Raw genomic sequence first — 26,636 nt, forward strand, 5'->3', positions numbered from 1 at the left:
AGGGCTGATTTTGCCAGGCGGCAGGGGATACGGGCTGGAAGCAGTTATCCACTATTCCTGTGGATAACCTTGTGTATTAGAGTTAGAAAACACAACGTAAGCGAGAGGCGACGCGGCCTGCGACTAAATTGGCGCGAAAGACGGCTTGAGAAAATATCCCTTTTTAGACAGCAAGTTATATAAAATCAATGGTTGTAAAGGAAGGGGGATACGTTGACATAAAACTTTCATCATCCGACTTGACAAATGTTAAAAAAGACTCTGGTCTGGGGATAACCAGCACACTGCTGGAATTTTACCCCGCGACTGTCTATGTTTTACCTCTAAATAGCGTGGGATATCTGCCGATAGCCATTATACACTGGAGTGTTACTGTTTTTTCATCCAGTATTTTTTATTGGCAATATTCACCGTCGAGAGTAAAATTACACCCCTGCCCGCTCACTCCTTCAGGTAGCCGCTCATGAGTAAACCGTTCAAACTGAATTCCGCTTTTAAACCTTCTGGCGATCAGCCGGACGCTATACGTCGTCTGGAAGAGGGGCTGGAGGACGGGCTGGCGCATCAGACGTTGTTGGGCGTGACCGGCTCCGGGAAGACATTCACCATCGCCAACGTCATTGCGGACTTGCAGCGGCCAACGATGGTGCTTGCGCCCAATAAAACCCTGGCGGCGCAGCTCTACGGCGAAATGAAAGAGTTTTTCCCGGAAAACGCGGTGGAGTATTTCGTCTCCTACTATGACTACTATCAGCCGGAAGCGTATGTGCCAAGTTCGGATACGTTTATCGAAAAAGACGCTTCGGTAAACGAACATATTGAGCAAATGCGGTTGTCGGCAACGAAAGCGTTGCTTGAGCGACGCGATGTCGTGGTGGTGGCTTCCGTGTCCGCGATTTACGGTCTGGGCGATCCGGATCTCTACCTGAAAATGATGCTGCATCTGACGGTGGGAATGCTGATTGACCAGCGCGCGATTTTGCGTCGGCTGGCGGAATTGCAATACACCCGTAACGATCAAGCTTTTCAGCGTGGTACCTTTCGCGTGCGCGGCGAAGTGATCGACATCTTCCCGGCTGAATCTGACGACATCGCGCTACGCGTTGAGCTATTTGATGAAGAAGTGGAACGCCTGTCGCTGTTCGACCCGTTAACCGGGCAGGTAGAGTCAACGGTGCCACGTTATACTATCTATCCCAAAACGCACTACGTAACGCCGCGCGAGCGTATTCTGCAGGCGATGGAAGAGATAAAAGATGAGCTGGCGGACAGGCGTAAGGTCTTGCTGGCGAATAATAAGCTGCTTGAAGAGCAGCGATTAAGCCAGCGCACGCAGTTCGATTTAGAGATGATGAACGAGCTGGGCTACTGCTCAGGCATTGAAAACTATTCCCGCTTTCTGTCGGGCCGCGGGCCGGGCGAACCGCCGCCAACCTTGTTCGATTATCTGCCCGCCGACGGACTGCTGGTGGTGGATGAGTCTCATGTCACCATCCCGCAGATAGGCGGCATGTACCGCGGCGACCGGGCGCGCAAAGAGACGCTGGTCGAGTATGGCTTCCGTCTGCCTTCGGCGCTGGATAACCGTCCGCTGAAGTTTGAGGAGTTTGAAGCCTTAGCGCCGCAAACTATCTATGTTTCCGCCACGCCCGGAAACTATGAGCTGGAAAAATCTGGTGATGAGGTGGTGGATCAGGTCGTGCGACCGACCGGGCTGCTGGACCCGATTATTGAAGTGCGTCCGGTGGCGACCCAGGTGGACGATCTGCTGTCCGAAATTCGTCAGCGTGCGGCCATTAATGAGCGTGTCCTTGTCACTACGCTTACCAAACGGATGGCGGAAGATTTGACCGAATATCTGGAAGAGCACGGCGAGCGCGTGCGTTACCTGCACTCAGATATTGATACCGTGGAGCGCATGGAAATCATCCGCGATTTGCGTCTGGGCGAGTTTGACGTTCTGGTGGGGATTAACCTGCTGCGCGAAGGGCTGGATATGCCGGAAGTCTCGCTGGTGGCGATTCTGGACGCTGATAAAGAGGGCTTCCTGCGCTCCGAGCGCTCCCTGATTCAGACCATAGGACGCGCGGCGCGTAACGTTAACGGTAAAGCGATTCTGTATGGCGATAAAATCACGCCGTCGATGGCGAAGGCGATTGGAGAAACCGAGCGACGTCGCGAGAAGCAGCAGAAGTACAACGAAGAGCACGGTATCACTCCGCAGGGGCTGAACAAAAAAGTGGTCGACATCCTGGCGCTGGGGCAGAACATTGCGAAAACCAAAGCGAAGGGGAAAGGCAAGGGCCGTTCTACGGCGAAAGCCGGAATTGTCGAACTGGATATGACGCCGAAAGCGTTGCAGCAGAAAATTCATGAACTGGAAGGGCAAATGATGCAGCACGCGCAAAATCTGGAGTTTGAAGAAGCCGCGCAAATTCGCGACCAGTTGCACCAGTTACGCGAGTTGTTTATCGCGGCGTCCTGACAATGTGTCGATCGCCAGCGAGTCATCGTTACCATGGCTCGCTTTTGAGAATTTCAGTGCAATAGTAAGGGCTAAGTCAGTCAGGAATGAAAAACAGTGACAGGCTTTGACTAACGAGATTGTCGAAAAACTCAAAACATCAATGGGGTAGCTAGTTTAATCACAACTGAAGAAAATTAGCGTTGAGGCTGAACCCAACGCTAATTTTCCCTCTCTCCTCGGCTATGAAAAAAAACGCCCCGTATTATCGGTATAGCTATCCTTATGATCGTCATTTTAATCTTATGTGAGTTCGTTGAAAGCGTGTCATGGCAACAGATTACATCATTCTACTTAAAAAAGAGGTGATGGAAGCGCGAGCATTTATAAGTCAAGCGCTGCAAATACTGAATAATTTGTCCGAAATAATGACGACTATGGCCTCTTGTTTAAAGTTGAGAATATCCTTATCTGTTACTTTAGGTTACGTTCAGATCAGGTAGGGAAAATATGTTTAATATTACTAATATACAATCTACGGCAAGGCATCAAAGTATTAGCAATGAGGCATCAACAGAGGTGCCTTTAAAAGAAGAGATATGGAATAAAATAAGTGCCTTTTTCTCTTCAGAACATCAGGTTGAAGCACAAAGCTGCATCGCTTATCTTTGTCATCCACCTGAAACCGCCTCGCCAGAAGAGATCAAAAGCAAGTTTGAATGTTTGAGGGAGTTAGCCTTCCCGGCGTATGCGGATAATATTCAGAGTAATAGAGGGGGGACAGACCAATACTGTATTTTGAATGAAAATAGTCAGGAAATTCTGTCTATAATTTTTAATACAGAGGGCTATACCGTTGAGGGAGGGGGAAAGTCAGTCACCTATACCCGTGTAACAGAAAGCGAGCAGGCGAGTAGCGCTTCCGGCTCCAAAGTTGCTGTGAATTATGAGTTAATCTGGTCTGAGTGGGTAAAAGAGGCACCAGCGGAAGAGGCAGCAAATCGTGAAGAAGCCGTACAACGGATGCGTGACTGCCTGAAAAATAATAAGACGGAACTCCGTCTGAAAATATTAGGACTTACCACTATACCCGCCTGTATTCCTGAGCAGATAACTACTCTGATGCTCGATAACAATGAACTGAAAAGTTTGCCGGAAAATTTACAGGGAAATATAAAGACCCTGTATGCCAGCAGTAATCAGCTAACCAGTATCCCTGCCACGTTACCGGATACCATACAGAAAATGGAGCTGAGCATTAACCGTATTACTGAATTGCCGGAACGTTTGCCTTCAGCGCTTCAATCGCTGGATCTTTTTCATAATAAAATTAGTTGCTTACCTGAAAATCTACCTGAGGAACTTCGGTACCTGAGCGTTTATGACAATAGCATAAGGACACTGCCAGAACATCTTCCGTCAGGGATTACCCATTTGAATGTGCAGAGTAATTCGTTAACCGCTCTGCCTGAAACATTGCCACCGGGCCTGAAGAATCTGGAGGCCGGCGAAAATGTCTTAACCAGTCTGCCCGCATCGTTACCACCAGAATTACAGTTCCTGGATGTAAGTAAAAATCAGATTACTGTTCTGCCTGAAACACTACCTCCCACGATAACAACGCTGGATGTTTCCCATAATGCTTTGATTAATCTACCGGAAAACCTCCCGGCGGCATTACAAATAATGCAGGCCTCTCGCAATCGCCTGGTCCGTCTCCCGGAGTCGTTACCCCATTTTCGTGGTGAAGGACCTCAACCTACAAGAATAATCGTAGAATATAATCCTTTTTCAGAACGAACGATACAGAATATGCAGCGGCTAATGTCCTCTGCGGGTTATCAGGGACCCCGGGTATTGTTTGCCATGGGCGACTTTTCAATTGTTCGGGTAACTCGACCACTGCATGAAGCTGTCCAGGGTTGGCTAACCTGTCTTGAGGAGGAAGACGTCAACCAATGGCGGGCGTTTGAGACGGAAGTAAACGCGGCAGCCTTCAGCATGTTTCTGGATCGTCTTGGCGATACGCAGAACACCCGACATTCGGATTTTAAGGAGCAAGTCTCCGCCTGGCTAATGCGCCTGGCTGATGATAGCACACTAAGAGAAACCGCATTTATTATAGCGATGGATGCAACGATAAGCTGTGAAGATCGGGTCACACTGGCATACCACCAAATGCAGGAAGCGACGTTGGTTCATGATGCTGAAAGAGGCGTCTTTGATAGCCACTTAGCGGAACTGATTATGGCGGGGCGTGAAATCTTTCGGCTGGAGCAAATAGAATCGCTCGCGAGAGAAAAGGTAAAACGGCTGTTTTTTATTGACGAAATCGAAGTATTTCTGGGTTTTCAGAATCAGTTACGAGAGTCGCTGTCGCTGACAACAATGACCCAGGATATGCGATTTTATAACGTTTCGGGTATCACTGAGTCTGACCTTGACGAGGCGGAATTAAGGATAAAAATTGCTGAAAATAGGGAGTTTCACAAATGGTTTGCGCTGTGGGGGCCGTGGCATAAAGTGCTGGAGCGTATAGCGCCAGAAGAGTGGCGTGAAATGATGGCTAAAAGGGCTGAGTATATTGAAACGGATGAGTATCAGAGCCGGGTCAATGCTGAACTGGAAGCGTTAGGAATAGCGGGTGATCCTGACGCAGAGCGCATGGCTGGGATGCGGATAATGGAAGAGATCAATCAGACCCACTTTACTGGGATCATGGAGAATATATTGCTGAAAAAAGAGGTGAGCTCGCTCATGAGCGCCTACTGGCGATAGCTGAACGCAGTTTATCAGAAGGGGGAGAGAGCCTGTTTACCCTTCGGTGTAAACAGGCTTCTGATAAGCGCAGCGTCGTCGGTAAACGGGCTTAACCCAACGCCTGTAGCGCTTTTTCCAGCGCATTGTGTAATAACTGACGATCGTGGCGATAGGGGATATCGCTGGCCTCCAGCACTTCCTGAATCACCAGCCGATCGTTCACCGCACTGACGTCAACTTGCGGTCCAACCACCACCGCGTCAATGACTTTTTTGCCAATATATTGCTCCATCATCGCCAGCTTATCGACCAGCGTTAAACTGGCGGCGGGCAGACTTAGTTCGCGGCCCAGATTGCCGATATACACCATTGGCGCCGGGGTGCGCCGCAGCGCCTGCGCCAGTTCATCCAGCAGCAGGCAAGGCATCAGGCTGGTATAAAAACTGCCAGGGCCAATCAGAATCAGATCCGCGTCATTAATGGCCTGTACCGCTTCCCGCGTCGCCGGAACGTTTGGCGTTAACATGATCTCCTGCGGCGGAGTCGCTAACTGATCGATATTCACCTCGCCATAAATCTCATGCCCCTGATCGTCAATCGCCATCAGATCTACCGGAAGCTCCGACATCGGGATCAGCTGCGCGTCCACTTTAAGCAGATTACGAATTAAATTAATCGCTTCCAGAGGCCGCACGCTCAGGTGATCTAACGCCTTTAACATCAAATTTCCGAGGTTATGGCCAGAAAGTTCGCCATTACCGCCAAAACGATACTCAAACATAGCGGATGCGACGCTGGGTTCGGTAATTAACTGATTCAGACAGTTGCGCATATCGCCCCAGGCGATTCCGCCTTCCGAGCGGCGAATACGGCCAGTTGACCCCCCGTTATCTGTGGTAGTCACAATGCCGGTCAGGCGCGAACCTAATGAAGAAAGCGAGGAGAGGACGCGTCCTAATCCATGCCCTCCGCCGAGGGCAACGACACGATCAAGGTCAGCCAGCGTACGATTGCGCATAAAAATTCCTGAAGTCAAATAAGCAGCGCTACAGTAGCGCAAGTCGCGGGTTTTCAGCAATTAGCCGACCGGCTAAAAGACAATTAATTATTCCCGACTACCCCTTTATAGCGAGGGCGTTACCACGGCTAAATGATATATATCAATGTAAAAGTGTGATTTTCACGTATTCTGTCGCTAAATAGCACGATCATATCGCTATGTATATGTTTATATAGCGAAAGCGTGATGGCGAAATTGTCATTTACACGCTAGTATCGGCGTAACCACAGTAAACACTCTAGCCTCTGCACCTGGGTCATTTTTGATACGGTGCTTTGGCCGTGACAACGTTTAACGTTTGCCACCAGGGCGCAGGAAGAAATGACTCCGCCTCCCGTATTTGGAAAGGTGTACATGGCTTCACAACTTACCGATGCTTTCGCGCGTAAGTTTTACTACTTGCGTTTGTCGATTACCGATGTGTGCAACTTTCGTTGCACCTACTGCCTGCCGGATGGCTACAAACCTGGCGGCGTCACTAACAACGGTTTCCTTACCGTCGATGAAATTCGTCGCGTTACGCGCGCTTTTGCCAGTCTTGGCACGGAGAAGGTGCGTCTTACCGGCGGCGAGCCTTCATTACGCCGCGATTTTACCGACATCATTGCCGCCGTGGGTGAAAATGATGCTATTCGCCAGATCGCGGTGACCACTAACGGTTATCGACTGGCGCGCGATGCCGCGAACTGGCGCGAAGCGGGGCTGACGGGCGTCAATGTTAGCGTGGATAGTCTGGATGCGCGTCAGTTCCATGCGATTACCGGTCAGGACAAATTCCGCCAGGTGATGGCGGGCATCGATGCCGCCTTTGACGCCGGTTTCGAAAAGGTGAAAGTCAACACCGTGCTGATGCGCGACGTGAATCACCATCAGTTGGATACCTTCCTTGCCTGGATTCAGCCTCGCCCCATTCAGCTACGCTTCATTGAACTTATGGAGACGGGCGAGGGGAGCGATCTCTTCCGCAAACATCATATTTCGGGTCAGGTATTACGCGACGAGCTGATTAAGCGCGGTTGGATCCACCAGCTCCGCCAGCGCAGTGATGGCCCGGCGCAGGTTTTTTGTCATCCCGATTACGCCGGTGAGATTGGTCTCATTATGCCGTACGAAAAAGATTTCTGCGCCACCTGTAACCGCCTGCGTGTTTCGTCCGTCGGGAAGCTGCATTTATGTCTGTTTGGCGACGGCGGCGTGAGTTTACGCGACCTGTTACAGGATGATGCGCAGCAATACGCGCTTGAGGAACGTATTTCCGACGCGTTGCGGGAGAAAAAGCAGACCCATTTCCTTCACCAGAGCAATACTGGTATTACGCAAAATTTATCTTACATTGGCGGTTAATCCTTAATAAGGAGATTTCAGATGAGTCAGGTCAGCGCTGAATTTATCCCGACCCGCATCGCTATTCTTACTGTTTCCAGCCGACGCGGCGAAGAAGACGACACCTCCGGTCATTATCTGCGTGATTCGGCGCAGGAGGCCGGGCATGAAGTGGTGGCGAAAGCCATCGTTAAAGAGAACCGTTACGCGATTCGCGCCCAGGTTTCCGCCTGGATCGCCAGTGATGAGGTGCAGGTCGTATTGATAACTGGCGGGACCGGTTTGACCGAAGGCGATCAGGCGCCGGAAGCGCTGTTGCCGCTGTTCGATCGTGAAGTGGAAGGATTTGGCGAAGTGTTTCGCATGCTCTCGTTTGAAGAGATCGGCACCGCAACTCTGCAGTCGCGCGCGGTAGCTGGCGTGGCGAATAACACCTTGATTTTCGCCATGCCGGGCTCCACAAAAGCGTGCAGAACCGCATGGGAGAATATCATTGCGCCGCAGTTGGATGCCCGTACACGCCCATGTAATTTTCACCCTCATTTAAAGAAATAACGATGTCGCAATTAACCCATATAAACGCCGCAGGCGAAGCGCACATGGTGGACGTTTCCGCGAAAGCGGAAACCGTTCGTGAAGCGCGGGCGGAAGCATTCGTTACCATGCGTAGTGAAACGCTGGCGATGATTGTTGATGGCAAACACCACAAGGGCGATGTTTTCGCGACCGCCCGTATTGCCGGTATTCAGGCCGCCAAACGCACCTGGGAGCTGATCCCGCTGTGCCACCCGCTACTGCTAAGTAAAGTGGAGATTCAGCTTCAGGCCGAGCCGGAGCATAACCGCGTGCGTATCGAGTCTCTGTGCCGTCTGACCGGTAAAACCGGCGTCGAAATGGAAGCGTTAACCGCGGCGTCCGTCGCGGCGTTAACCATCTACGACATGTGTAAAGCGGTACAAAAAGATATGGTAATTGGTCCGGTGCGCCTGCTGGCGAAAAGCGGCGGCAAATCGGGGGATTTTAAGGTGGATACGCATGATTAAGGTGCTTTTCTTCGCCCAGGTTCGCGAGCTTACAGGAACTGATGCGCTGGATCTTCCAGCAGATTTTTCCACCGTTGAGTCGCTGCGACAGCATCTGGCGACAAAGAGCGATCGTTGGGCGCTGGCGCTGGAAGACGGTAAGCTGTTGGCGGCGGTCAACCAGACGCTGGTAAGTTTTGACCATCCGCTGACGGCGGGCGATGAAGTGGCGTTTTTCCCGCCAGTCACGGGGGGCTAACATGCGTGAAACGCGAATTGTAGTCGGCCCTGCGCCGTTTAGCGTCGGGGAGGAATATTCCTGGCTGGCGGCGCGCGACGAAGACGGCGCGGTCGTCACCTTTACTGGAAAAGTGCGCAATCATAACCTGGGCGATAGCGTTAAGGCGCTGACGCTGGAGCATTATCCCGGCATGACTGAGAAAGCTCTGGCGGAGATCGTCGCGAAGGCGCGTTCCCGCTGGCCGCTGGGGCGGGTCACGGTGATTCATCGCGTTGGCGAATTATGGCCGGGCGATGAGATTGTGTTTGTCGGCGTCACCAGCGCGCACCGCAGTAGCGCGTTCGACGCCGGCCAGTTCATTATGGATTATCTGAAAACCCGTGCGCCGTTCTGGAAGCGTGAAGCCACGCCGGAAGGCGATCGCTGGGTCGAAGCGCGCGACAGCGACCAGCAGTTGGCGAAACGTTGGTAGCAGAATGTGATACGCTTTAGGGTATCATTTCCACACAGGAGTTCATCATGGACAGATTTCCACGATCTGATTCAATAGTGCAGGCGCGATCCGGCCTGCAGACCTATATGGCGCAAGTGTATGGCTGGATGACGGTCGGACTGTTACTGACCGCGTTTATCGCGTGGTATGCGGCTAATACGCCAGCCGTCATGATGTTTGTCTTTTCCAGTAAGATCACTTTCTTTGGCTTAATTATTGCCCAGCTTGCGCTGGTGTTTGTTCTGTCGGGACTGGTGCATAAACTTAGCGCCGGAATGGCGACGACGCTGTTTATGCTCTATTCGGCGCTAACCGGATTGACGTTATCCAGTATTTTTATCGTTTACACCTACTCCTCTATCGCCAGCACGTTTGTGGTGACGGGGGGAATGTTTGGCGCCATGAGCCTGTACGGGTACACCACTAAACGCGATCTTAGCGGTTTCGGCAATATGCTGTTTATGGCGCTTATTGGTATCGTTCTGGCCTCGCTGGTCAATTTCTGGCTGAAGAGTGAAGCGCTGATGTGGGCGGTAACCTATATCGGGGTGGTGGTGTTTGTCGGTCTGACGGCCTATGACACGCAGAAACTGAAGAATATCGGCGAGCAAATAGATACCCGCGATAGCGCTAATCTGCGTAAATATTCGATTCTCGGCGCGTTAACGCTGTACCTGGACTTTATCAACCTGTTCCTGATGTTACTGCGTATTTTTGGCAATCGCCGCTAATTATCGCGATCTCTTAAAATCCTGGCCCTGCGCCAGGATTTTTTTAGGAATATATTTAGGGCGAAACAGCATTAATATCTTAGAAATGTTTTCCTGCGCTTGCCATTCTTATCACCGTGATCATGTGAAGAGTGATAAATGACAAGTGGGCCCTCTGGCTGCAATACGTATACGGCAAATAGCATTTATTCCCGCGACAATGTTATCCCTTACCTATTGGTATACTGCGTTGGGACTATGGTGTACCGCCGGCATTATATGGTTAACGTTGTATACTCATTTTTTGATAACCCACGTTCAACCTGTTGTTGTTTTGTGGGTATCAGCACTTTTGCTTGGCCTGGGGTATGGGGCCGTTACCTGTCTTTCCCGCTTTGGCACTGTTGCCGTAACGTTGATATATATTGCCATCATTACGCTTACCGGCGTGTCATTAGCTTACCTTTTCTCAGGTGGCGCGACCATTTTCGTGATTGTTGGAATCATGTTTAGTCTTAATGCTTTATTTATTTTCTACCTGAATATCAGTTCTGGTCTATTCAGGCCGTTAATTTTTATGGCGGTAAGCGGGATCATCGCTGCGATAGTTGTCAATAGCCTGGTGGCCAGTAGCACTCTGGTCTGGATAGTCAGTGTGCTGACGGTATTGGTGTGGACATTGATTACAGCACTAGAAAAATCGACACTTCACGGTTATGCCCGCATGTTATACCACGGCGAGTTTTCATCGCTGCCTCGTTGCGCTTTACTTGGCGCGCTGACGCTTTACCTTGGCATTATTAATGCTGTGGTTACGCTGTGTCGTTATATCATTTTGATGATTGTGGAAATACTATTATTTTTCAGGCCGTAGGCGTTGCAGGTTTTTATTCAGGTTGGTGATGATGGGTATAATGATTAAATTATGTGGCAAACAATTTTGGTTAGCGTTTTGTGAAGCTAAAGACGTCACTCGCGCCATTAAAAATGGCGGCGAGGATTTTAATAAGAAATGCCCGCCAGCGCTGATTTCTCATTTTATTAACGGATTGTCATGGGAATATGATCGGGGCCATTATTTACCGCTATGCGCTATTGCTGGCCATTATTTCCGTTACGTTGGCAGAGTTCTGTACCCTGTCATCAGTATTCATGGGCGAGTTTCACGAAGTGCTCCTGCTGCTGTTTAGCTGGTCATTGCTGCTTTTTTCCCGCTTACAGATGAATACGTCTTTTTTCTCAGCATATGTTTATTTTTACCGGATAAAACGCGTTGTGCTGGAAAGCGAAAACGCGTCTGCTTAAATTTATTTCGCCATCGCCCGCTCGTTTTTCGCCCGCAGCTTCTTCGCCCGGCTTTCCAGGATCAGGTAGCACACCAGCGCCAGCAACAGGGGAATAAAATAGTAAAGCACGCGGTACGCGAGCAGGGCGGCGATAATCGTGCCTTGCGACGTATGTTCGCCCGCCAGCAACGCGATGAATACGGCCTCCAGCACGCCGATGCCTGCCGGAATATGCACGATGACGCCCGCGATACTGCTCACCAGCAGTACGCCCAGCACAAAGAAATAGTTCACATCCTGACCCATCAGCAGCCAGATGATGGCGCCCATCGCCATCCAGTTCGCGCTGGAGATCGCCATCTGCGCCAGCGCGAATTTCCATGACGGCAGCACCAGTTTCTGCCCTTTAATCGTCATATGCCGCCGCTTCGCAAAGGCGCAAAACCACAGATAGACCGCGATAATCAACAATAAAACGATACCGAGAATACGTAGCGTGCCTTCATCGATATACCAGTGGTCGGGAAGCTGGACAATGCCGAAGGTAAAAATGATGCCGCCAAGCAGAATATAGCCCAGCCAGTTAGTGGTAATGCTGAGCGAGAAAATGCGCGTGATAGTACTGCCGGGCAACCCGAGGCGAGAGTATAGTCGGTAACGCATCCCGATCCCGCCGACCCAGGTGCTGAGCGTCAGGTTAAAGGCATAGCAGACGAACGATACCAACATCACCTGTCGCTTCGCCAGTTTATGGCCGCAATAAAGCCGTCCAAGCAGGTCGTAGCAGCCGTACAGAAGATAGCTAACGATCACCAGTCCCACAGCGCTTAAAAGCGCCGTGCGGTTATAGTCGCGGATGACGGTCCAGACATCGCCCCAGTCGACCTTTTTAGCATAAACCACCAGCAGAACGACGACCGCAATAAAAAACAGCCAGGTCAGCACTTTTTTAGCCAGCCGCCAGCGCGGATGCGATTTAGCCATTAGGGCTTCACTCCTGTATTTTCTGGATCAACGCGATCCTGGGTTTCCATTTCTGGCTGGGCAGGCGGGGGAACCTGCGCCAGATGCGGGGTATGCGCAGGTAGCCAGCCGACCAGCGCCGGGAAATGGCGTAAAAAGTGGAACGCCAGCACGCTTTTGGTCAGGTTCCACCAGGTGCGTTTCGGCAGCATAGACTCATCGACCTGCTTACAATCATTCACGATGATGCCTTGTAAATTATCGCGCAGGGTCTGGTTAAAAGTACGATCGTGAATGATCAGGTTAGCTTCAAGGTTAAGCGACAGGCTGAGCGGATCGAGATTACTCGACCCTACCGTGGCCCAGTGATCGTCCATCAGCGCCACTTTGCCATGCAGCGGACGGCGTCGGTATTCATAAACCTGCACGCCGCCCTTCACCAGATAGTTATAGAGCAACCGCGCGCCGACTTTGACTATCGGCATGTCTGGTTCCCCCTGGACAATCAGTTTTACGCTCACGCCACGGCGGGCGGCTTTACGCATTGCGTGGAGCAAGCGATAGCCGGGGAAAAAATAGGCGTTAGCGATAATCACTTCACGCTTTGCCTGGGTCAGCATTTTCAGATAATGACGTTCGATATCGTCACGGTGCTCTTCATTATCCCGCCAGACAAACAGCGCCTGCGCTTCGCCGGGGTGACGGTTTTCTTCAGCCTGGTGATGGCGCTTCCACCAGCGGCGCGCGGGGCTTTGCCCCGGCAGATTCTCGACTTCGAATTGCAGGATATCGGCCACAACAGGCCCTTCGACCCGTACCGCGTAGTCTTGTTTCGCCTGCGGGCCGTAATCCGACATATGCTCGGCGGAGTAGTTAATGCCGCCGACAAAGGCAATACGATCATCAATTACCACAATTTTGCGGTGCATTCGGCGGAAGATATTGGTTCGCAACCCCAGTAGACGCGGGCGGGGGTCGTAATAGCGAAAAATCACGCCCGCCGAGGTTAATTCGCCGACAAACGCGTCGCTGAGATCGGGAGAGCCGTAGCCGTCGAGTAATACTTCGGCTTTTACGCCGCGCTGTGCGGCTTTTAGCAGAGCGGCATGGAGTTTTTTACCCACCTCATCTTCAAACAAGATAAAGGTTTCCAGAATGATTTTTTGCTGTGCCTGAGCGATAGCCTCAAACACGGCAGGATAGAACTGGTCGCCGTTTTCCAGTAGCTGAATTTGATTACCTTCACGCCAGCCGCATTTCATAGATGGATCTCCGCGCTAAGGGGGGCATGGTCTGATAAATGTCGCCAGTTCCGCAGCGGTAGCGCCGTAGGAGAACTGGCGTTCGCATTCTTGACGTAAATACGATCGAGTCGCAGCAGCGGCATACTCACCGGGAATGTGCGCGCTGGTCGGCCATGGGCACGGGTGAATATCTCCTCCAGCCCGGCTGCGTTTAATGGCGGGCCGGCCTTTTGCCGCCAGTCATTAAAGTCTCCGGCCACCAGCACCGGTTCTGATTCCGGCAAGGCATTCACCCATCCCGCCAGCATGGTTAACTGTGCCTGGCGATGGCTCTCCCGCAGGCCGAGATGTACGCACATGACGTGGATAGGGCGGTTGAGCATGGGCGGCGTAATGCGGCAATAGAGCACGCCGCGTTTTTCGCTACCGCCGACCGAGACGTCGCGATTTTCATAATGTTCAATGGGATAGCGAGATAGAACCGCGTTACCGTGGTGGCCTTCCGGATAGACCGCATTGCGGCCATAGGCGAAATCGCTCCACATGGTGTCGGCCAAAAATTCATAGTGGGTAGTGTCCGGCCAGTTTTCGATATGCAGCGGATGTACTTCATGCGCGCCCATCACTTCTTGCAGACAGACGATATCGGCGCCGACCGTTCTGACGGCGTCGCGCAGCTCCGGCAGGATGAAGCGTTTATTAAAGGCGGTAAAACCTTTGTGCGTATTAATTGTGAGCACTTTGAATGAAAAATTTCGCGTGTGTTGAGTCATTTTCTTCCTGTCCGCGTCACTATCCTGATTGAAATAGTGTAGTCGTCGTCACAAAAAGATGCGGTCTTACGGAATTTTCCGTAAAGTTCGGTACTCTGAATAATGAGAGAAAAATGCTTCAGGAGAAAAGCCATGAAGTGGCAACAACGCGTTCGTGTCGCAACCGGCCTCGGTTGTTGGCAGATTATGTTGCATTTACTGGTAGTGGCGATGCTGGTAATAGGCTGGATGAGCGGCACATTAGTGCGCGTCGGCCTGGGATTATGCGTGCTTTATGGCGTGACGGTACTGCTGATGCTGGCGTTGCAGCGCCATCATGAGCAACGCTGGCGCGATGTGGCGGATGTGCTGGAAGAGCTGACTACCACCTGGTACTTCGGCACCGCGCTGATTGTCCTCTGGCTGCTATCCCGCGTATTGCAAAACAATGTCTTACTGGCTCTGGCGGGGCTGGCTATCCTGGCCGGGCCCGCCGTGGTCTCGCTACTGGCGAAAGATAAAAAGCTACATCACTTTGCGTCTAAACATCGCATACGCCGCTGAACCCGTGGTGGCCGCTATCACCAGTAGCGGCCACAAACTTCCCCAGACAATTCCCAGACTCGCATCCTTAAGATAAATTTGCTTAGTAATATCAGTAAAGTGGCGGATAGGATTTATCCACGTCAGGTTTTGCAGCCAGACCGGCATATTTTCCACCGGCGAGACATACCCCGAGAGCAAAATCGCCGGCATCATAAAGACAAAGACGCCGATAAACGCCTGCTGTTGCGTGGCGCAAAGCGATGATATCAGCAAGCCAAAGCCTACCAGCGACAGCCCGTAAATCACCATCGTGAAATAAAATAGCGCTAACGAACCGGCGAAGGGAATTTGGTATGCCCAAATGCCGATAGCTAGCACGATCGTGGCCTGGAAGGTTGCGACAATCAGCGCCGGCACCGCTTTACCAACGAAAATCTGCCAGGTGGTGAGCGGAGAGACCAGCAGCTGATCCAGAGTGCCTTGTTCACGCTCGCGGGCGACGGACAGCGAAGTGACGATCATCACGCCAATAGTGGTGATCATGGCGATCAGCGAGGGCACCACAAACCACTTGTAGTCCAGATTCGGGTTATACCAGTTGCGTACCACCAGTTCGCTATTGTTGGGCTTTGGCTTGCCGTCCATCAATGTCTGCTGATACTCCTTGACGATCTGTTGCAGATAATTGGCGGCGATTTGCGCGCTGTTGGAGTTACGTCCATCAAGAATGAGTTGCATCGGCGCAGGCTGGAAGGTATCCAGATTTCGCGAGAAATCCGCCGGGAAGCGCACCAGCAGCAGCGCTTTTTGCGTATCGATAGTCGGCTGGATCTCCTGCGGACTGTTCAGCAATAGCACATGGGTAAACGCTTTCGCGCGGGCAAAGCGCTGGGTAAGTTCTACCGAATGTTTGCCGTTATCTTCGTTATAGATGGCGATAGTCGCGTTAGTGACTTCAAGCGTCGCGGCGAACGGAAACAGGATGACCTGAATCAGCACCGGCAGAATCAGGATCGCGCGCGTTTGCGGTTCGCGTAAAAGCGATTGCAGTTCTTTGCGAATTAACGTCCATAAACGATGAAACATGTCCGTCCTCTCAGTCCAGTTTGTAGGCCTGATAAGCAAAGCGCATCAGGCATAATGCCGGATGGCGGCGTGAACGCCTTATCCGGCCTACGACGACAATTATCCATACACATATTTAATCCAGTCGTCGTTTGGTTTTTAGCCACGTCAGGCCAATAAACATCACCGCCGAGGCGATTAAAAACAGTACGTTAACGCCTAACACGACCGGAATATTGCCGGCCAGAAACAGACTTTGCAGGGTGCTGACAAAATAGCGCGCCGGAATAATATAGGTCACCGCGCGGATCACCGCAGGCATACTGTCTATCTGGAAGATAAACCCGGACAGCATAATCGAGGGTAAAAAGGCGGCGTTCAGCGCCACCTGTGCGGCGTTAAACTGGTTGCGAGTGATGGTGGAAATCAACAGCCCCATCCCCAGCGTACTCAGTAAAAACAGGCTGGTGATGATAAACAGAATCACCAGCGAACCGCGATACGGCACGCCGAGAATAAACACCGATACCAGCATACAGAGCAGCATCGCCAGCATACCGAGAAAGTAATAGGGAATAAGCTTACACAGCAGCAGTTCAACACGCGTCACTTCGGTTGAGAGCAGCGCCTCCATCGTGCCGCGCTCCCATTCGCGGGCAACGACCAGCGAGGTGAGGATTGCGCCAATTACCGTCATGATAATGGTCACCGCCCCGGGAATAATAAAATGCTGACTGATCGCCGCCGGGTTAAACCAGTAGCGCGTCTGGACGTCGATGAGCGGTTCAAAGGTGTCGCCGCGATCTTCCGCCCGCTGCTGTTGCCAGATTTGCCAGATGCCTTCAACATAACCCTGAACGAAGTTGGCGGTGTTTGGCTCGCTGCCGTCGGTAATCACCTGAATCGGCGCGCTGTCACCGTCGCGCGCCATTTGCTGCGCGAAATCCACCGGAATCACCACCAGTCCGCGAATGCGTCCGGCCTGCATTTTTTCAATTAATTCATGGCGATTATCGCTAATGGTCGCGTCGATATAGGGTGAACCGGTCATCGCATGAGTGAAATCCAGCGCCTCCTGGCTTTGCTGTTCAAGCAGAATCCCCACCCGCAGCTTGCTGGAGTCGAGGTTAATGCCGTAACCAAAAATAAACAGCAACAGCAGCGGGATTACCACCGCAATCAGCCAGCTACTGGGATCGCGCACGATCTGGCGCGTCTCTTTGACGCACAACGCACGCACGCGGCGCCAGGAGAGAGACTTACTCATGCGTATGCTCCTTATCCCAGTCATTGATGAGAGTGATAAAGGCCTGCTCCATCGTTGGATCGGCCTGTTGCTCATCGGCGGCCTGCGCTTTGAGATCGTCCGGCGTACCGCTGGCGATAAGCTTCCCGCGATAAACCAGTCCGATGCGATCGCAATATTCCGCCTCATCCATAAAGTGGGTCGTCACCATTACCGTGACCCCTTTTTCCACCATACTATTAATGTGCAGCCAAAATTCACGGCGGGTGAGGGGATCAACCCCGGACGTTGGCTCATCAAGGAATAAAATATCCGGTTCGTGCATCAGCGAGCAGGCCAGCGCCAGTCGCTGTTTAAAGCCCAGCGGTAGCGCATCGGTGGGATGCGACGCGATGCTTTTCAGACCAAACGCTTCACTCATACGCTGAATTTTTTCATTTTGCGCGCGGCCCCGCAAACCGTAGACGCCGGAGAAAAAACGCAGGTTCTGCTCAACCGTCAGGTTGCCGTAAAGCGAAAATTTTTGCGCCATATAGCCCAGATGCTGACGGGCTTTGCCGGAGCTGACTTTCAGGTCCATATCCAGCACCAGCGCCTTGCCGGATGTCGGCACCAGCAGGCCGCACATCATTTTAAAGGTGGTTGATTTACCCGCGCCGTTCGGGCCGAGCAGGCCAAAAATCTCGCCGCGGTGTACGACGAAATTAACATGGTCCGTGGCCGCGAAATCACCAAATTTTTTCGTCAGTTCCTGCGCTTCAATCACCGTTTCGCCGGCAGTGCCTTCAACCGTATGCAGGATTGAACCCAGCGGAGACTCCGAGGTTCCCGCTCCGCCAAGCAGATCGATAAACGCATCTTCGAAACGCGGCGCGGTCTCATTGAGGGTGATTTCCGGCATTCCTTCGGCCTGACGAATATCTGCTGCGGTCGCCTCTTTTTTCAGGATCAGGCGTACCGAACGTCCCTGAATCATGCCGTCGCTCACCTGCGGCAGTCTGAGCGCTCTCTGTAGCAACTTACGATTGTTTTCCTGTGGACTGCTCATCAGAAAGCTACGACCGGCCATCGTTTGCGTCAGCGCTTTAGGTTCGCCCTGATAGAGCAGCTCGCCTTCATTCATCAGCAGTACATCGCGACACTGTTCGGCTTCATCCAGATAGGAGGTACTCCATAAAATCAGCATCCCGTCGCCCGCCAGTTCGTGAACCATTTGCCACAACTCGCGCCGTGAAATCGGGTCAACGCCAACGCCCGGTTCATCCAACAGCAGCACTTTCGGTTCGCCGACCAGCGTACAGGCTAGCCCCAGTTTTTGCTTCATCCCGCCGGACAATTTCCCCGCCAGACGGCCAGTGAAAGGGCCGAGGGCGGTAAATTCCAACAAACGGGCAAAGGTCTTTTCCCGTATCTCGCCGGTAACGCTGCGTAAATCGGCATAGAGATTAAGGTTCTCCATGACGGTAAGATCTTCATACAGACCGAATTTCTGCGGCATATAGCCCAGAACCGCGTGCAGCTCGCTGTCGTTTTGTATCGGGTCGAAGCCCAATACGGACGCGCTGCCGCCATCGGCTTTGAGCAGGCCCGCCAGCATACGCATTAGCGTGGTTTTTCCTGCGCCGTCCGGCCCTACCAGCCCGGTGACATAACCGGAATGAATGGTACAGTCGAGCGGCGCGACGGCGGGTTTATCCATTCCCGCAAAGCGCTTCGTCAGACCGTGCAGCGTAATAACGGCCTCACTCATGCCGTGCCTCGTCATTAAATTTCACCGTGACTGGCATCCCCTGGCGTAACGCATCGTCCGCATCGGTGACGATAATGCGCAGGCGATAGACGAGATCGGTACGCAGATCCGGCGTTTCGACGGTTTTCGGCGTAAATTCCGCGGTGGGCGAAACGAAACCAATCTTGCCGTGGTAAGGTTTGTCAGGACGACCGTCGGTATACAACAGAATGTCGCGCCCCGGTTGCGTCTGACTGAGGTTGCGTTCATCGACATAGGCGCGCACCCAGACGGGGCGGGTCAGCGAGAGCGTTAATACCGTGCTGCCAGCGTTCAGCATACTGCCAGGCTCGACCGCGCGGGTGAGCAAGGTTCCGTTGGCAGGCGCGATAAGCGTGGTGTCCTGCAAATCAAGCTGCGCCTGCGCCAGTTGGGCCTTTGCCTGTTCCAGGCTGGCTTTCGCCTGGGCGATATCCTGTTCACGATTACCGGTACGGTACTGGCTCAGTTTATCCTGCGCGGACTTCAGCGTCGCCTGCGCCTGATCGCGCGATGAGCGGGCGTTTTCCAGATCGTTAGCGGAAATGGTGCGGCTTTTCCACAATCCTTGCTGACGGTTATAAAAGTTTTGCGCGTAGTCATAGGCGGCTTGCGCCTGTCTGACGGCGGCGGCGGCCTGGGCTATCTCTTCATCGCGATAGCCTGCCAGCATCAAATCATATTGCGCCTGCGCGACCGACACTCCAGCTTTCGCCTGCATTAGCGCGTTTTCGTATGGCGCGTGATCCAGTTCGCCGAGCACCTGTCCGGCTTTGATGGCATCGCCTTCATCAACATTCAGCGACGCCAGCCTGCCGCCGACGCGAAAGCTGATATTGACGGTACGGATATCGACATTACCGTATAGCGTCAGCCCATCGTCCTGCCGACTTTGATACCACCAGGTTCCACCGGCAATCACAGCGACGATCGCTGCGATTGCCAGTCCGATAACGACAGGTTTTTTCATCAGTCCAGACTCCTTTGCGTTAAACCGTGCAGAATAAGATCGATGTGGCAGGTTACCGTCTGGTAAATCAGCTCCGCTTTTTCTTCATCAAACTGCGGCCAGCCGGTACGTAACAGAATAGTTTCTTTGCCGAGACGAAACGCCAGCACTTCGCCCAGTAAGGCATGGGTATGCAAAATCATGCGCGTATCATTGGCGTCGCAGCCGGTATAAGCGGCAACCAATCTTGTCAGATGGGTGTGCAACGGATCGATAACTTGTTCATGAACCAATTGGTAGGCCGACGTGGGAGAGAGCTGCTCGCGTGAAATAAATTTGCTCAGGTTAACGGTGTCTTCCTGCGTCAGCAGCATAATCATGTTCTTGCAGGCGAGCAGAATGAGCTCGCGTATGGCGTCCCGGTCAGGGACAGGCTGGCGAAACAGACGTTCCGCCTTTTCAGCATGGGGGCGAAATTTTTCGCCAAGAAAATCGGCAATCCACTGGGCGCAGGCGAGGTATAAATCCTCTTTTGAGCCGAAATAGTAAGTAATGGCGGCAATATTTTGCCCCGCCAGCGCGGCGATATCGCGCGTGGTGGCATGGAGGCCATACTCGCCAAACTGCGCCAGTGCGGCGGCAATGAGCTGACTTTTCGCCTGCTCGCCCTTGGTGGTCGTGGTGGTAATATTCATCACACGCCCTAATTCTTAATCAATCGATTGATTAAGACTATGACTCATAATGGCACTTGTCCAGTGTGGTCGATTAATTTGTCTTTGCCACCTTCCGGGATAATTTATGCGCCGCATCACAAAAACTGCTACACTCCGCCCCTTCATGACATTGTGGTTTTTGTCATTCCAAATTTGAGCATCTCCCTGAAAACTACACCGGCAACGGTCGGGGCGGTCCGGAGTAGTTATGTCTTTTGATTCCCTGGGATTAAACCCTGATATCCTGCGCGCCATTGCCGAGCAGGGTTACCGTGAACCTACCCCTATTCAGCAACAGGCGATTCCCGCCGTGCTGGAAGGCCGCGATCTGATGGCCAGCGCCCAGACCGGAACCGGTAAAACGGCGGGTTTTACCCTGCCATTGTTGCAGCATCTGATTACCCATCAGCCGCACGCTAAAGGTCGTCGCCCGGTGCGTGCGTTGATCCTCACGCCAACCCGCGAGCTGGCGGCGCAAATTGGCGAAAACGTCAGAGATTACAGTAAATATCTCAATATTCGCTCGCTGGTGGTATTTGGCGGCGTAAGCATCAATCCGCAGATGATGAAACTGCGCGGCGGCGTGGATGTGCTGGTGGCGACGCCGGGACGTCTGCTCGACCTGGAACATCAAAATGCCGTGAAGCTGGATCAGATTGAGATTCTGGTACTGGATGAAGCCGACCGTATGCTGGATATGGGCTTCATTCATGACATTCGTCGCGTGCTGGCGAAACTGCCGGCGAAGCGTCAGAATCTGCTGTTCTCCGCCACGTTCTCCGACGACATCAAAGCGCTCGCCGAAAAGCTGTTGCGCAACCCGCTGGAAATCGAAGTGGCGCGCCGCAACACGGCCTCAGAGCAGGTGACGCAGCACGTGCACTTTGTCGATAAAAAACGTAAGCGCGAACTGCTGTCACAAATGATTGGCCAGGGCAACTGGCAGCAGGTGTTGGTCTTCACCCGCACCAAGCATGGCGCGAACCATCTGGCGGAACAGCTTAATAAAGACGGTATTCGCAGCGCGGCGATCCACGGTAATAAATCGCAGGGCGCACGTACCCGCGCGCTGGCCGATTTTAAATCCGGCGATATTCGCGTGCTGGTGGCGACGGATATTGCGGCGCGTGGTCTGGATATTGAAGAGCTGCCGCACGTGGTCAACTATGAGCTGCCGAACGTGCCGGAAGATTATGTACACCGTATTGGCCGTACCGGTCGCGCGGCGGCAACTGGCGAGGCGCTGTCGCTGGTCTGTGTTGACGAGCATAAACTGTTGCGTGATATCGAAAAATTGCTGAAAAAAGAGATCCCACGCATTACGACGCCGGGCTATGAGCCGGACCCGTCGATTAAAGCGGAGCCGATTCAGAATGGCCGTCAGCAGCGCGGCGGCGGCGGCGGTCGTGGACGCGGACAAAATCAGGGGGGAGCGGGGCGCAGTCAGCAGCCGCGACGTCAGGATAGCGGGGCGGCGAAGGCGAAACCAAAACCGCGCACAGGCGAGGGGAAACCCGCTGGCGACAAAGCACGTCCGCCGCGTCGCCCGCGCAGAATCACGCCTGCTCAGTAAATTTTATCCGGCAACATGCCCGGTAGCGCGACGCTTACCGGGCCTACGGACTATGCAAATACGTAGGCCGGATAAGGTGCTTGCACCGCCATCCGGCAAAATACACATCGCGTTGCGAGCCGCCTTCCAGAACCGGTAAAAAAGGTACTTCCCGCCCCTGAAATGTGACACAATAGTGGCTGTTTATACAGTACTTCAGGTTTTCTCATGGCATTGACCGCTGCGCTGAAAGCGCAAATCGCCGCCTGGTATAAGGCGCTTCAGGACCAGATTCCCGACTTTATTCCCCGTGCGCCGCAGCGGCAGATGATTGCTGACGTCGCCAGAACGCTGGCCGGGGAAGAAGGGAGACATCTGGCTATTGAAGCGCCGACCGGCGTCGGGAAAACCCTCTCCTATCTTATTCCCGGTATCGCCATTGCCCGGGAAGAGCAAAAAACACTGGTGGTCAGTACCGCTAACGTGGCGTTACAGGATCAGATCTTTAGCAAAGATTTGCCGCTGCTACGAAAAATCATCCCCGATCTGCGCTTTACCGCCGCCTTTGGCCGCGGGCGTTACGTGTGTCCGCGAAACCTGGCGGCGCTAGCCAGTAGCGAGCCTACGCAGCAGGATCTGCTCGCCTTTCTTGATGACGAACTGACGCCTAACAACCAGGAAGAGCAAAAGCGCTGCGCCAGGCTGAAAGGGGATCTTGACGGTTACAAATGGGATGGTCTGCGGGATCATACCGACATTGCTATTGACGACGATCTGTGGCGGCGATTAAGTACCGATAAAGCCAGTTGTCTGAACCGCAACTGTCACTATTACCGCGAATGTCCATTCTTTGTCGCCCGACGTGAAATACAGGAAGCAGAAGTCGTGGTGGCGAATCACGCGCTGGTAATGGCGGCGATGGAAAGTGAAGCCGTACTGCCGGAGCCAAAGCATCTGCTGTTGGTACTGGATGAAGGTCATCATCTGCCCGATGTCGCTCGCGATGCGCTGGAGATGAGCGCGGAAATTACCGCCTCCTGGTATCGCTTGCAACTGGATCTGTTCAGCAAACTGGTGGCGACCTGCATGGAGCAATTTCGCCCTAAAACCACGCCGCCGTTAGCGAATCCTGAGCGACTTAATGCCCATTGTGAGGAGGTATACGAACTGATCGCCTCGCTCAATGCCATTCTTAATCTGTATATGCCCGCAGCGCAGGAGGCGGAGCACCGTTTTGCAATGGGCGAGTTGCCTGATGAGGTCATGGAAATCTGCCAGCGACTGGCGAAGCTGACCGAGACGTTGCGTGGGCTGGCGGAATCCTTTCTCAACGATCTCAGCGAAAAAACCGGGTCGCACGATATTGTGCGTTTGCATCGGGTGATTTTACAGATGAACCGGGCGCTGGGAATGTTCGAGGCGCAAAGTAAATTATGGCGGCTGGCTTCGATGGCGCAGTCTTCAGGCGCGCCGGTGTCCAAATGGGCGACGCGTGAAATACGCGAAGGGCAACTCCACGTCTGGTTCCATTGTGTCGGTATCCGCGTCAGCGATCAGCTGGAAAGATTGTTATGGCGCAGCGTACCGCACATTATTGTCACCTCGGCGACACTGCGCTCGCTCAATAGCTTTTCGCGTCTGCAGGAAATGAGCGGCTTAAAAGAAAAAGCCGGCGACCGCTTTGTGGCGCTGGATTCGCCGTTTAATCATGTGGAACAGGGGAAACTGGTGATTCCTCAAATGCGCTACGAACCCACCATTGATAACGAAGAGCAGCATATTGCCGAAATGGCGGCCTATTTTCGTGAGCAACTGGAGAGCAAAAAACATCATGGTATGCTGGTACTGTTCGCCAGCGGGCGGGCGATGCAGCGTTTTCTGGAGCATGTCGCTGATGTGCGCTTACTCCTCCTGGTCCAGGGCGACCAGCCGCGTTACCGGCTGGTGGAGCTGCACCGTAAACGGGTGGAGAGCGGCGAACGCAGCGTGCTGGTTGGGCTTCAGTCTTTTGCCGAAGGGCTGGATCTTAAAGGCGAGCTGCTGACGCAGGTCCATATCCATAAAATTGCCTTCCCGCCGATCGACAGCCCGGTTGTGATCACCGAAGGCGAATGGCTAAAAAGCCTGAATCGTTATCCGTTTGAGGTACAAAGCTTACCAAGCGCGTCTTTTAATTTAATTCAGCAGGTAGGGCGATTGATCCGTAGCCATGCCTGTCGGGGAGAAGTGGTCATTTATGATAAGCGGTTGTTGACCAAAAACTACGGACAGCGTTTACTGAATGCCTTACCTGTTTTTCCGATAGAGCAGCCTGCCGTGCCAGACGTTATAGTAAAACCAAAAGCAAAACCTGCACGCCGCCGACGGCGTTAATGCTGTGAGCACACTTCAAGGAGCTTTCAATGGATTATCGCAAGATCATCAAAGAGATCGGGCGAGGTAAAAATCACGCCCGCGATCTGGATCTGGATACCGCGCGCGGTTTGTATACCCGAATGCTGAATGGCGACATCCCCGACCTGGAAATGGGCAGTATATTGATGGCGCTGCGTATTAAAGGCGAAGGCGAAGCCGAAATGCTGGGCTTTTATGAAGCCATGCAGAATCATACCATCAAACTGACACCGCCCGCAGATAGGCCGTTGCCGGTCGTTATTCCCAGCTATAACGGCGCGCGTAAACAGGCGAATTTAACGCCGCTGCTGGCTATCCTGCTGCATAAATTGGGCTTTCCAGTTGTAGTACACGGCGTCAGTGAAGATCCGACCCGCGTACTGACGGAAACAATATTTGAGCTGATGGGGATTGTCCCCACCCTACACGGCGGACAAGCGCAGGCCAAACTGGACGGGCACCAGCCGGTGTTTATCCCGGTGAGCGCGCTCTGCCCGCCGCTGGAAAAACAGCTGGCGATGCGCTGGCGGATGGGCGTGCGCAACAGCGCGCATTCACTGGCCAAGCTGGCAACGCCATTTGCTGAGGATGCCGCGCTGCGTTTATCAAGCGTTTCTCATCCTGAATATGTCCCGCGTGTGGCGACCTTTTTTAGCCGCATTGGCGGGCGGGCTTTGCTGATGCATGGTACCGAAGGCGAAGTCTATGCCAACCCGCAACGCTGTCCGCAAATCAGCCTGATTGATAGCCGTGGCGTGCAGGTACTGCATGAGCGTCAGAGCGACACGCACGACGAGCCGCTTTCACTGCCTGCGACTAAAGATCCTGAAATCACCGCGCGCTGGATTGAGCGCTGCCTTGCCGGCCGCGAGCCGGTGCCGCAATCATTAAAAACGCAAATGGCCTGTTGTCTGGTTGCGACGGGAGAGGCAGCGACGTTAGAAGACGGGCTTGCGCGAGTCGAACAGGCTTTTAGCGAATAAAAAAAGCCCGTCCAGTGACGAACGGGCAAATAAGGGTAACAAACAGGGTTAATGAGGGTTGGAGCAGTGGGTCTGTTGGCAAACAGACGAGGGTAATACCCGTCAGAATTCAAACAACAGCGATGTTACAGCCTGAAATCTGGCGGGCAGGTAAATTATTTATAAATCACCGCAGTGCCGCTCATTTTGTCATTACCTACGGCGGAGGTGATGTTATAAGCGCTTGCGCCAGCAGCGGCGGCTTTTTCAGCCAGTTTAGCTTCCAGGCCATCCAGCGTGGTGGCGCCATCGGCAGACACTACGCCGATTTTATGCAAGTTTTGCGTCTGAGACGCGCTAACCGGTTCTGCGGCAAAAGCGCCAAAAGAAAGGGTGGAAAGCGCGATGGCTGCAACAGCATATTTAATGGTTTTCATGATTAATCTCTCGCAGGTTATTCTGTTTATGGGACGATGTTCCGTCGATGTGATGAGTATCACGGTTTTTTGCGAAAGATAAAATCGAATAGAATTGACGGCCTTGCTCAAAAATTTTGAATGACAAATAACCTATTGATTATTAATTAATTCAACGGTGGAATTTACCGTTCTTGTCATCTGGCTTTACAGAGTCGAGGTTAACGGCACATTCTGCGACGCAGAACGCTAAAAAGCATGAGCGTAAAGGAATGGATGATACTGGCGGTTTCGGTAAAGAAAAGTCAGCGTAACTGGCTGTCTTTTGAACCTCTGCGATTATATCCTGAAAATGTTGCGTTATGTAAATCTTTCTCCTGTTGGCAGGATATGCATAACCGAACGCCCGGTACGGCTTTACGCCGCGCTTCAGGGATAGGGTCGCCGCAAGATTCGCATTCATCGCGACTTTCGCCGTGAGGAAGTTCGCCGCGAGCGCGGGCAACGGCATCTTCAATGGTATTGTTGATTTGTTCATTCACTGCGTCGTCATTTGCCCAGCCGGATGCCATCACGCTCTCCTGATTTTAGGGTACCTGAGGTTAAGTGTAGCGCCGTCAGGTGAAAAAATCGCATCGCGCGATCTTTTCAGACCATGAGCAGAACCAATGTCATTCAGATATCCGATCAAACGAGCGAGGCAG

25 protein-coding genes, 2 pseudogenes and 1 riboswitch are annotated in these 26,636 nt (G+C 52.8%); of the genes and pseudogenes, 16 read left to right on the top strand and 11 right to left on the bottom strand.

What is annotated here, in order from left to right; genetic code table 11:
- Positions 1-463: 463 nt before the first annotated feature.
- From uvrB to slrP, 3 genes are all read left to right on the top strand, one after another.
- On the top strand, positions 464-2,485 hold the full coding sequence (uvrB, locus tag ACLD3P_RS00180) for an excinuclease ABC subunit UvrB (protein ID WP_000042502.1): 2,022 nt from the start codon (positions 464-466) through the stop codon (positions 2,483-2,485).
- Between the two features lie 308 nt (positions 2,486-2,793).
- Entirely contained in the window at positions 2,794-2,967 is a 174-nt protein-coding gene (locus ACLD3P_RS00185; protein ID WP_134944911.1) for a hypothetical protein, read from the top strand.
- A 7-nt stretch (positions 2,968-2,974) separates the two neighbouring features.
- The gene (gene slrP / locus ACLD3P_RS00190; protein ID WP_079982600.1) at positions 2,975-5,242 is read left to right on the top strand and encodes an SPI-1 type III secretion system effector E3 ubiquitin transferase SlrP; all 2,268 of its coding nucleotides are present in this window, start codon (positions 2,975-2,977) and stop codon (positions 5,240-5,242) included.
- Positions 5,243-5,333: 91 nt separating this feature from the next.
- On the opposite strand, the gene yvcK is transcribed toward slrP, so the two are convergent.
- Positions 5,334-6,242 (bottom strand): uridine diphosphate-N-acetylglucosamine-binding protein YvcK, encoded by a 909-nt coding sequence (gene yvcK, locus ACLD3P_RS00195; protein ID WP_001246031.1) that lies wholly within the window; start codon positions 6,240-6,242, stop codon positions 5,334-5,336.
- Positions 6,243-6,506: 264 nt separating this feature from the next.
- Positions 6,507-6,651, top strand: a riboswitch (molybdenum cofactor riboswitch).
- Between yvcK and moaA the strand changes: the two genes are divergently transcribed.
- The 9 genes and pseudogenes from moaA to ACLD3P_RS00240 form a co-directional block, all read left to right on the top strand.
- A complete protein-coding gene (gene moaA / locus ACLD3P_RS00200; protein ID WP_000168180.1) occupies positions 6,639-7,628 on the top strand; it encodes a GTP 3',8-cyclase MoaA in 990 nt (329 codons plus the stop codon). Its footprint overlaps the riboswitch before it by 13 nt.
- A 21-nt stretch (positions 7,629-7,649) precedes the next feature.
- A complete protein-coding gene (gene moaB / locus ACLD3P_RS00205) occupies positions 7,650-8,162 on the top strand; it encodes a molybdenum cofactor biosynthesis protein B (protein ID WP_000084604.1) in 513 nt (170 codons plus the stop codon).
- Positions 8,163-8,164: 2 nt separating this feature from the next.
- Entirely contained in the window at positions 8,165-8,650 is a 486-nt protein-coding gene (moaC, locus tag ACLD3P_RS00210; protein ID WP_000080895.1) for a cyclic pyranopterin monophosphate synthase MoaC, read from the top strand.
- Positions 8,643-8,888 (top strand): molybdopterin synthase sulfur carrier subunit, encoded by a 246-nt coding sequence (moaD, locus tag ACLD3P_RS00215; RefSeq protein WP_000598596.1) that lies wholly within the window; start codon positions 8,643-8,645, stop codon positions 8,886-8,888. Before moaC ends, moaD begins: the two co-directional genes overlap by 8 nt.
- A gap of 1 nt (position 8,889) precedes the next feature.
- A complete protein-coding gene (gene moaE, locus ACLD3P_RS00220) occupies positions 8,890-9,342 on the top strand; it encodes a molybdopterin synthase catalytic subunit MoaE (protein ID WP_001209384.1) in 453 nt (150 codons plus the stop codon).
- A 47-nt stretch (positions 9,343-9,389) separates the two neighbouring features.
- Positions 9,390-10,094 (top strand): Bax inhibitor-1 family protein, encoded by a 705-nt coding sequence (locus ACLD3P_RS00225; RefSeq protein ID WP_000373611.1) that lies wholly within the window; start codon positions 9,390-9,392, stop codon positions 10,092-10,094.
- Between the two features lie 145 nt (positions 10,095-10,239).
- The gene (locus ACLD3P_RS00230; protein WP_076935439.1) at positions 10,240-10,947 is read left to right on the top strand and encodes a Bax inhibitor-1 family protein; all 708 of its coding nucleotides are present in this window, start codon (positions 10,240-10,242) and stop codon (positions 10,945-10,947) included.
- 22 nt (positions 10,948-10,969) lie between these two features.
- Positions 10,970-11,173: pseudogene (locus ACLD3P_RS00235) on the top strand (hypothetical protein); the annotation flags it as partial.
- Positions 11,130-11,378 (top strand): annotated as a pseudogene (locus ACLD3P_RS00240) (hypothetical protein); the annotation flags it as partial. The pseudogenes ACLD3P_RS00235 and ACLD3P_RS00240, both read left to right, overlap by 44 nt.
- 2 nt (positions 11,379-11,380) lie before the next feature.
- On the opposite strand, the gene ACLD3P_RS00245 reads toward ACLD3P_RS00240, so the two are convergent.
- Genes ACLD3P_RS00245 through ACLD3P_RS00255 form a run of 3 tightly spaced genes read right to left on the bottom strand, consistent with a single transcriptional unit; the run spans position 11,381 to position 14,339 of the window.
- Positions 11,381-12,343: a YbhN family protein gene (locus ACLD3P_RS00245; RefSeq protein ID WP_001129815.1), complete on the bottom strand. Its 963-nt coding sequence runs from the start codon at positions 12,341-12,343 to the stop codon at positions 11,381-11,383.
- Positions 12,343-13,584, bottom strand: coding sequence for a cardiolipin synthase ClsB (gene clsB, locus ACLD3P_RS00250; RefSeq protein WP_000649639.1), 1,242 nt, complete (start codon positions 13,582-13,584; stop codon positions 12,343-12,345). The genes ACLD3P_RS00245 and clsB overlap by 1 nt, the downstream gene beginning before the upstream one ends.
- The gene (locus ACLD3P_RS00255) at positions 13,581-14,339 is read right to left on the bottom strand and encodes an endonuclease/exonuclease/phosphatase family protein (RefSeq protein ID WP_000192039.1); all 759 of its coding nucleotides are present in this window, start codon (positions 14,337-14,339) and stop codon (positions 13,581-13,583) included. Before ACLD3P_RS00255 ends, clsB begins: the two co-directional genes overlap by 4 nt.
- 132 nt (positions 14,340-14,471) lie before the next feature.
- On the opposite strand from ACLD3P_RS00255, the gene ACLD3P_RS00260 reads away from it, so the two are divergent.
- Positions 14,472-14,882 carry a YbhQ family protein gene (locus ACLD3P_RS00260; RefSeq protein WP_000871970.1) on the top strand — a complete coding sequence of 137 codons (411 nt, stop codon included), beginning with the start codon at positions 14,472-14,474 and terminating at the stop codon, positions 14,880-14,882.
- Here the strand turns inward: ACLD3P_RS00260 and ACLD3P_RS00265 are convergent.
- The 5 genes from ACLD3P_RS00265 to cecR form a co-directional block, all read right to left on the bottom strand.
- Positions 14,844-15,950, bottom strand: a complete 1,107-nt coding sequence (locus tag ACLD3P_RS00265; RefSeq protein ID WP_000469050.1) for an ABC transporter permease — start codon at positions 15,948-15,950, stop codon at positions 14,844-14,846. The genes ACLD3P_RS00260 and ACLD3P_RS00265 overlap by 39 nt on opposite strands.
- 115 nt (positions 15,951-16,065) lie before the next feature.
- Positions 16,066-17,196, bottom strand: coding sequence for an ABC transporter permease (locus tag ACLD3P_RS00270; protein WP_000045765.1), 1,131 nt, complete (start codon positions 17,194-17,196; stop codon positions 16,066-16,068).
- Positions 17,189-18,925 carry an ATP-binding cassette domain-containing protein gene (locus tag ACLD3P_RS00275; protein ID WP_131046192.1) on the bottom strand — a complete coding sequence of 579 codons (1,737 nt, stop codon included), beginning with the start codon at positions 18,923-18,925 and terminating at the stop codon, positions 17,189-17,191. Before ACLD3P_RS00275 ends, ACLD3P_RS00270 begins: the two co-directional genes overlap by 8 nt.
- Positions 18,918-19,913, bottom strand: coding sequence for a secretion protein HlyD (hlyD, locus tag ACLD3P_RS00280; RefSeq protein ID WP_000743431.1), 996 nt, complete (start codon positions 19,911-19,913; stop codon positions 18,918-18,920). Before hlyD ends, ACLD3P_RS00275 begins: the two co-directional genes overlap by 8 nt.
- A complete protein-coding gene (gene cecR / locus ACLD3P_RS00285) occupies positions 19,913-20,587 on the bottom strand; it encodes a transcriptional regulator CecR (protein ID WP_024797845.1) in 675 nt (224 codons plus the stop codon). Before cecR ends, hlyD begins: the two co-directional genes overlap by 1 nt.
- Positions 20,588-20,816: 229 nt before the next feature.
- On the opposite strand from cecR, the gene rhlE reads away from it, so the two are divergent.
- The 3 genes from rhlE (at position 20,817) to ybiB (ending at position 25,537) form a co-directional block, all read left to right on the top strand.
- Positions 20,817-22,181 carry an ATP-dependent RNA helicase RhlE gene (rhlE, locus tag ACLD3P_RS00290; protein ID WP_000007059.1) on the top strand — a complete coding sequence of 455 codons (1,365 nt, stop codon included), beginning with the start codon at positions 20,817-20,819 and terminating at the stop codon, positions 22,179-22,181.
- Between the two features lie 207 nt (positions 22,182-22,388).
- Positions 22,389-24,533, top strand: coding sequence for an ATP-dependent DNA helicase DinG (gene dinG / locus ACLD3P_RS00295; protein ID WP_001218630.1), 2,145 nt, complete (start codon positions 22,389-22,391; stop codon positions 24,531-24,533).
- A gap of 29 nt (positions 24,534-24,562) precedes the next feature.
- Positions 24,563-25,537, top strand: a complete 975-nt coding sequence (gene ybiB, locus ACLD3P_RS00300; RefSeq protein WP_053445658.1) for a DNA-binding protein YbiB — start codon at positions 24,563-24,565, stop codon at positions 25,535-25,537.
- Positions 25,538-25,692: 155 nt separating this feature from the next.
- Here the strand turns inward: ybiB and ybiJ are convergent, their stop codons facing one another.
- Both ybiJ and ACLD3P_RS00310 read right to left on the bottom strand, forming a co-directional pair.
- Positions 25,693-25,953, bottom strand: a complete 261-nt coding sequence (gene ybiJ / locus ACLD3P_RS00305) for a DUF1471 family protein YbiJ (protein ID WP_000849089.1) — start codon at positions 25,951-25,953, stop codon at positions 25,693-25,695.
- A 284-nt stretch (positions 25,954-26,237) separates the two neighbouring features.
- The gene (locus tag ACLD3P_RS00310; RefSeq protein WP_000146332.1) at positions 26,238-26,504 is read right to left on the bottom strand and encodes a DksA/TraR family C4-type zinc finger protein; all 267 of its coding nucleotides are present in this window, start codon (positions 26,502-26,504) and stop codon (positions 26,238-26,240) included.
- Positions 26,505-26,636: the final 132 nt, after the last annotated feature.

Source organism: Salmonella sp. 741265073_HBA (assembly GCF_046569105.1).
Lineage (GTDB): Bacteria > Pseudomonadota > Gammaproteobacteria > Enterobacterales > Enterobacteriaceae > Salmonella > Salmonella enterica.

What these genes read in the sequence shown, in the direction of transcription:
- yvcK (WP_001246031.1), bottom strand. Translation starts at nt 6,242, where the DNA reads ATGCGCAATCGTACGCTGGCTGACCTTGATCGTGTCGTTGCCCTCGGC.
- moaB (WP_000084604.1), top strand. Translation starts at nt 7,650, where the DNA reads ATGAGTCAGGTCAGCGCTGAATTTATCCCGACCCGCATCGCTATTCTT.
- ACLD3P_RS00255 (WP_000192039.1), bottom strand. Translation starts at nt 14,339, where the DNA reads ATGACTCAACACACGCGAAATTTTTCATTCAAAGTGCTCACAATTAAT.
- moaC (WP_000080895.1), top strand. Translation starts at nt 8,165, where the DNA reads ATGTCGCAATTAACCCATATAAACGCCGCAGGCGAAGCGCACATGGTG.
- rhlE (WP_000007059.1), top strand. Translation starts at nt 20,817, where the DNA reads ATGTCTTTTGATTCCCTGGGATTAAACCCTGATATCCTGCGCGCCATT.
- cecR (WP_024797845.1), bottom strand. Translation starts at nt 20,587, where the DNA reads ATGAATATTACCACCACGACCACCAAGGGCGAGCAGGCGAAAAGTCAG.
- ACLD3P_RS00185 (WP_134944911.1), top strand. Translation starts at nt 2,794, where the DNA reads ATGGCAACAGATTACATCATTCTACTTAAAAAAGAGGTGATGGAAGCG.
- clsB (WP_000649639.1), bottom strand. Translation starts at nt 13,584, where the DNA reads ATGAAATGCGGCTGGCGTGAAGGTAATCAAATTCAGCTACTGGAAAAC.
- slrP (WP_079982600.1), top strand. Translation starts at nt 2,975, where the DNA reads ATGTTTAATATTACTAATATACAATCTACGGCAAGGCATCAAAGTATT.
- ACLD3P_RS00275 (WP_131046192.1), bottom strand. Translation starts at nt 18,925, where the DNA reads ATGAGTGAGGCCGTTATTACGCTGCACGGTCTGACGAAGCGCTTTGCG.
- hlyD (WP_000743431.1), bottom strand. Translation starts at nt 19,913, where the DNA reads ATGAAAAAACCTGTCGTTATCGGACTGGCAATCGCAGCGATCGTCGCT.
- moaE (WP_001209384.1), top strand. Translation starts at nt 8,890, where the DNA reads ATGCGTGAAACGCGAATTGTAGTCGGCCCTGCGCCGTTTAGCGTCGGG.
- ACLD3P_RS00310 (WP_000146332.1), bottom strand. Translation starts at nt 26,504, where the DNA reads ATGGCATCCGGCTGGGCAAATGACGACGCAGTGAATGAACAAATCAAC.
- ACLD3P_RS00265 (WP_000469050.1), bottom strand. Translation starts at nt 15,950, where the DNA reads ATGTTTCATCGTTTATGGACGTTAATTCGCAAAGAACTGCAATCGCTT.
- ACLD3P_RS00245 (WP_001129815.1), bottom strand. Translation starts at nt 12,343, where the DNA reads ATGGCTAAATCGCATCCGCGCTGGCGGCTGGCTAAAAAAGTGCTGACC.
- ACLD3P_RS00270 (WP_000045765.1), bottom strand. Translation starts at nt 17,196, where the DNA reads ATGAGTAAGTCTCTCTCCTGGCGCCGCGTGCGTGCGTTGTGCGTCAAA.
- ACLD3P_RS00260 (WP_000871970.1), top strand. Translation starts at nt 14,472, where the DNA reads ATGAAGTGGCAACAACGCGTTCGTGTCGCAACCGGCCTCGGTTGTTGG.
- uvrB (WP_000042502.1), top strand. Translation starts at nt 464, where the DNA reads ATGAGTAAACCGTTCAAACTGAATTCCGCTTTTAAACCTTCTGGCGAT.
- dinG (WP_001218630.1), top strand. Translation starts at nt 22,389, where the DNA reads ATGGCATTGACCGCTGCGCTGAAAGCGCAAATCGCCGCCTGGTATAAG.
- moaD (WP_000598596.1), top strand. Translation starts at nt 8,643, where the DNA reads ATGATTAAGGTGCTTTTCTTCGCCCAGGTTCGCGAGCTTACAGGAACT.
- ACLD3P_RS00225 (WP_000373611.1), top strand. Translation starts at nt 9,390, where the DNA reads ATGGACAGATTTCCACGATCTGATTCAATAGTGCAGGCGCGATCCGGC.
- ybiJ (WP_000849089.1), bottom strand. Translation starts at nt 25,953, where the DNA reads ATGAAAACCATTAAATATGCTGTTGCAGCCATCGCGCTTTCCACCCTT.
- ybiB (WP_053445658.1), top strand. Translation starts at nt 24,563, where the DNA reads ATGGATTATCGCAAGATCATCAAAGAGATCGGGCGAGGTAAAAATCAC.
- moaA (WP_000168180.1), top strand. Translation starts at nt 6,639, where the DNA reads ATGGCTTCACAACTTACCGATGCTTTCGCGCGTAAGTTTTACTACTTG.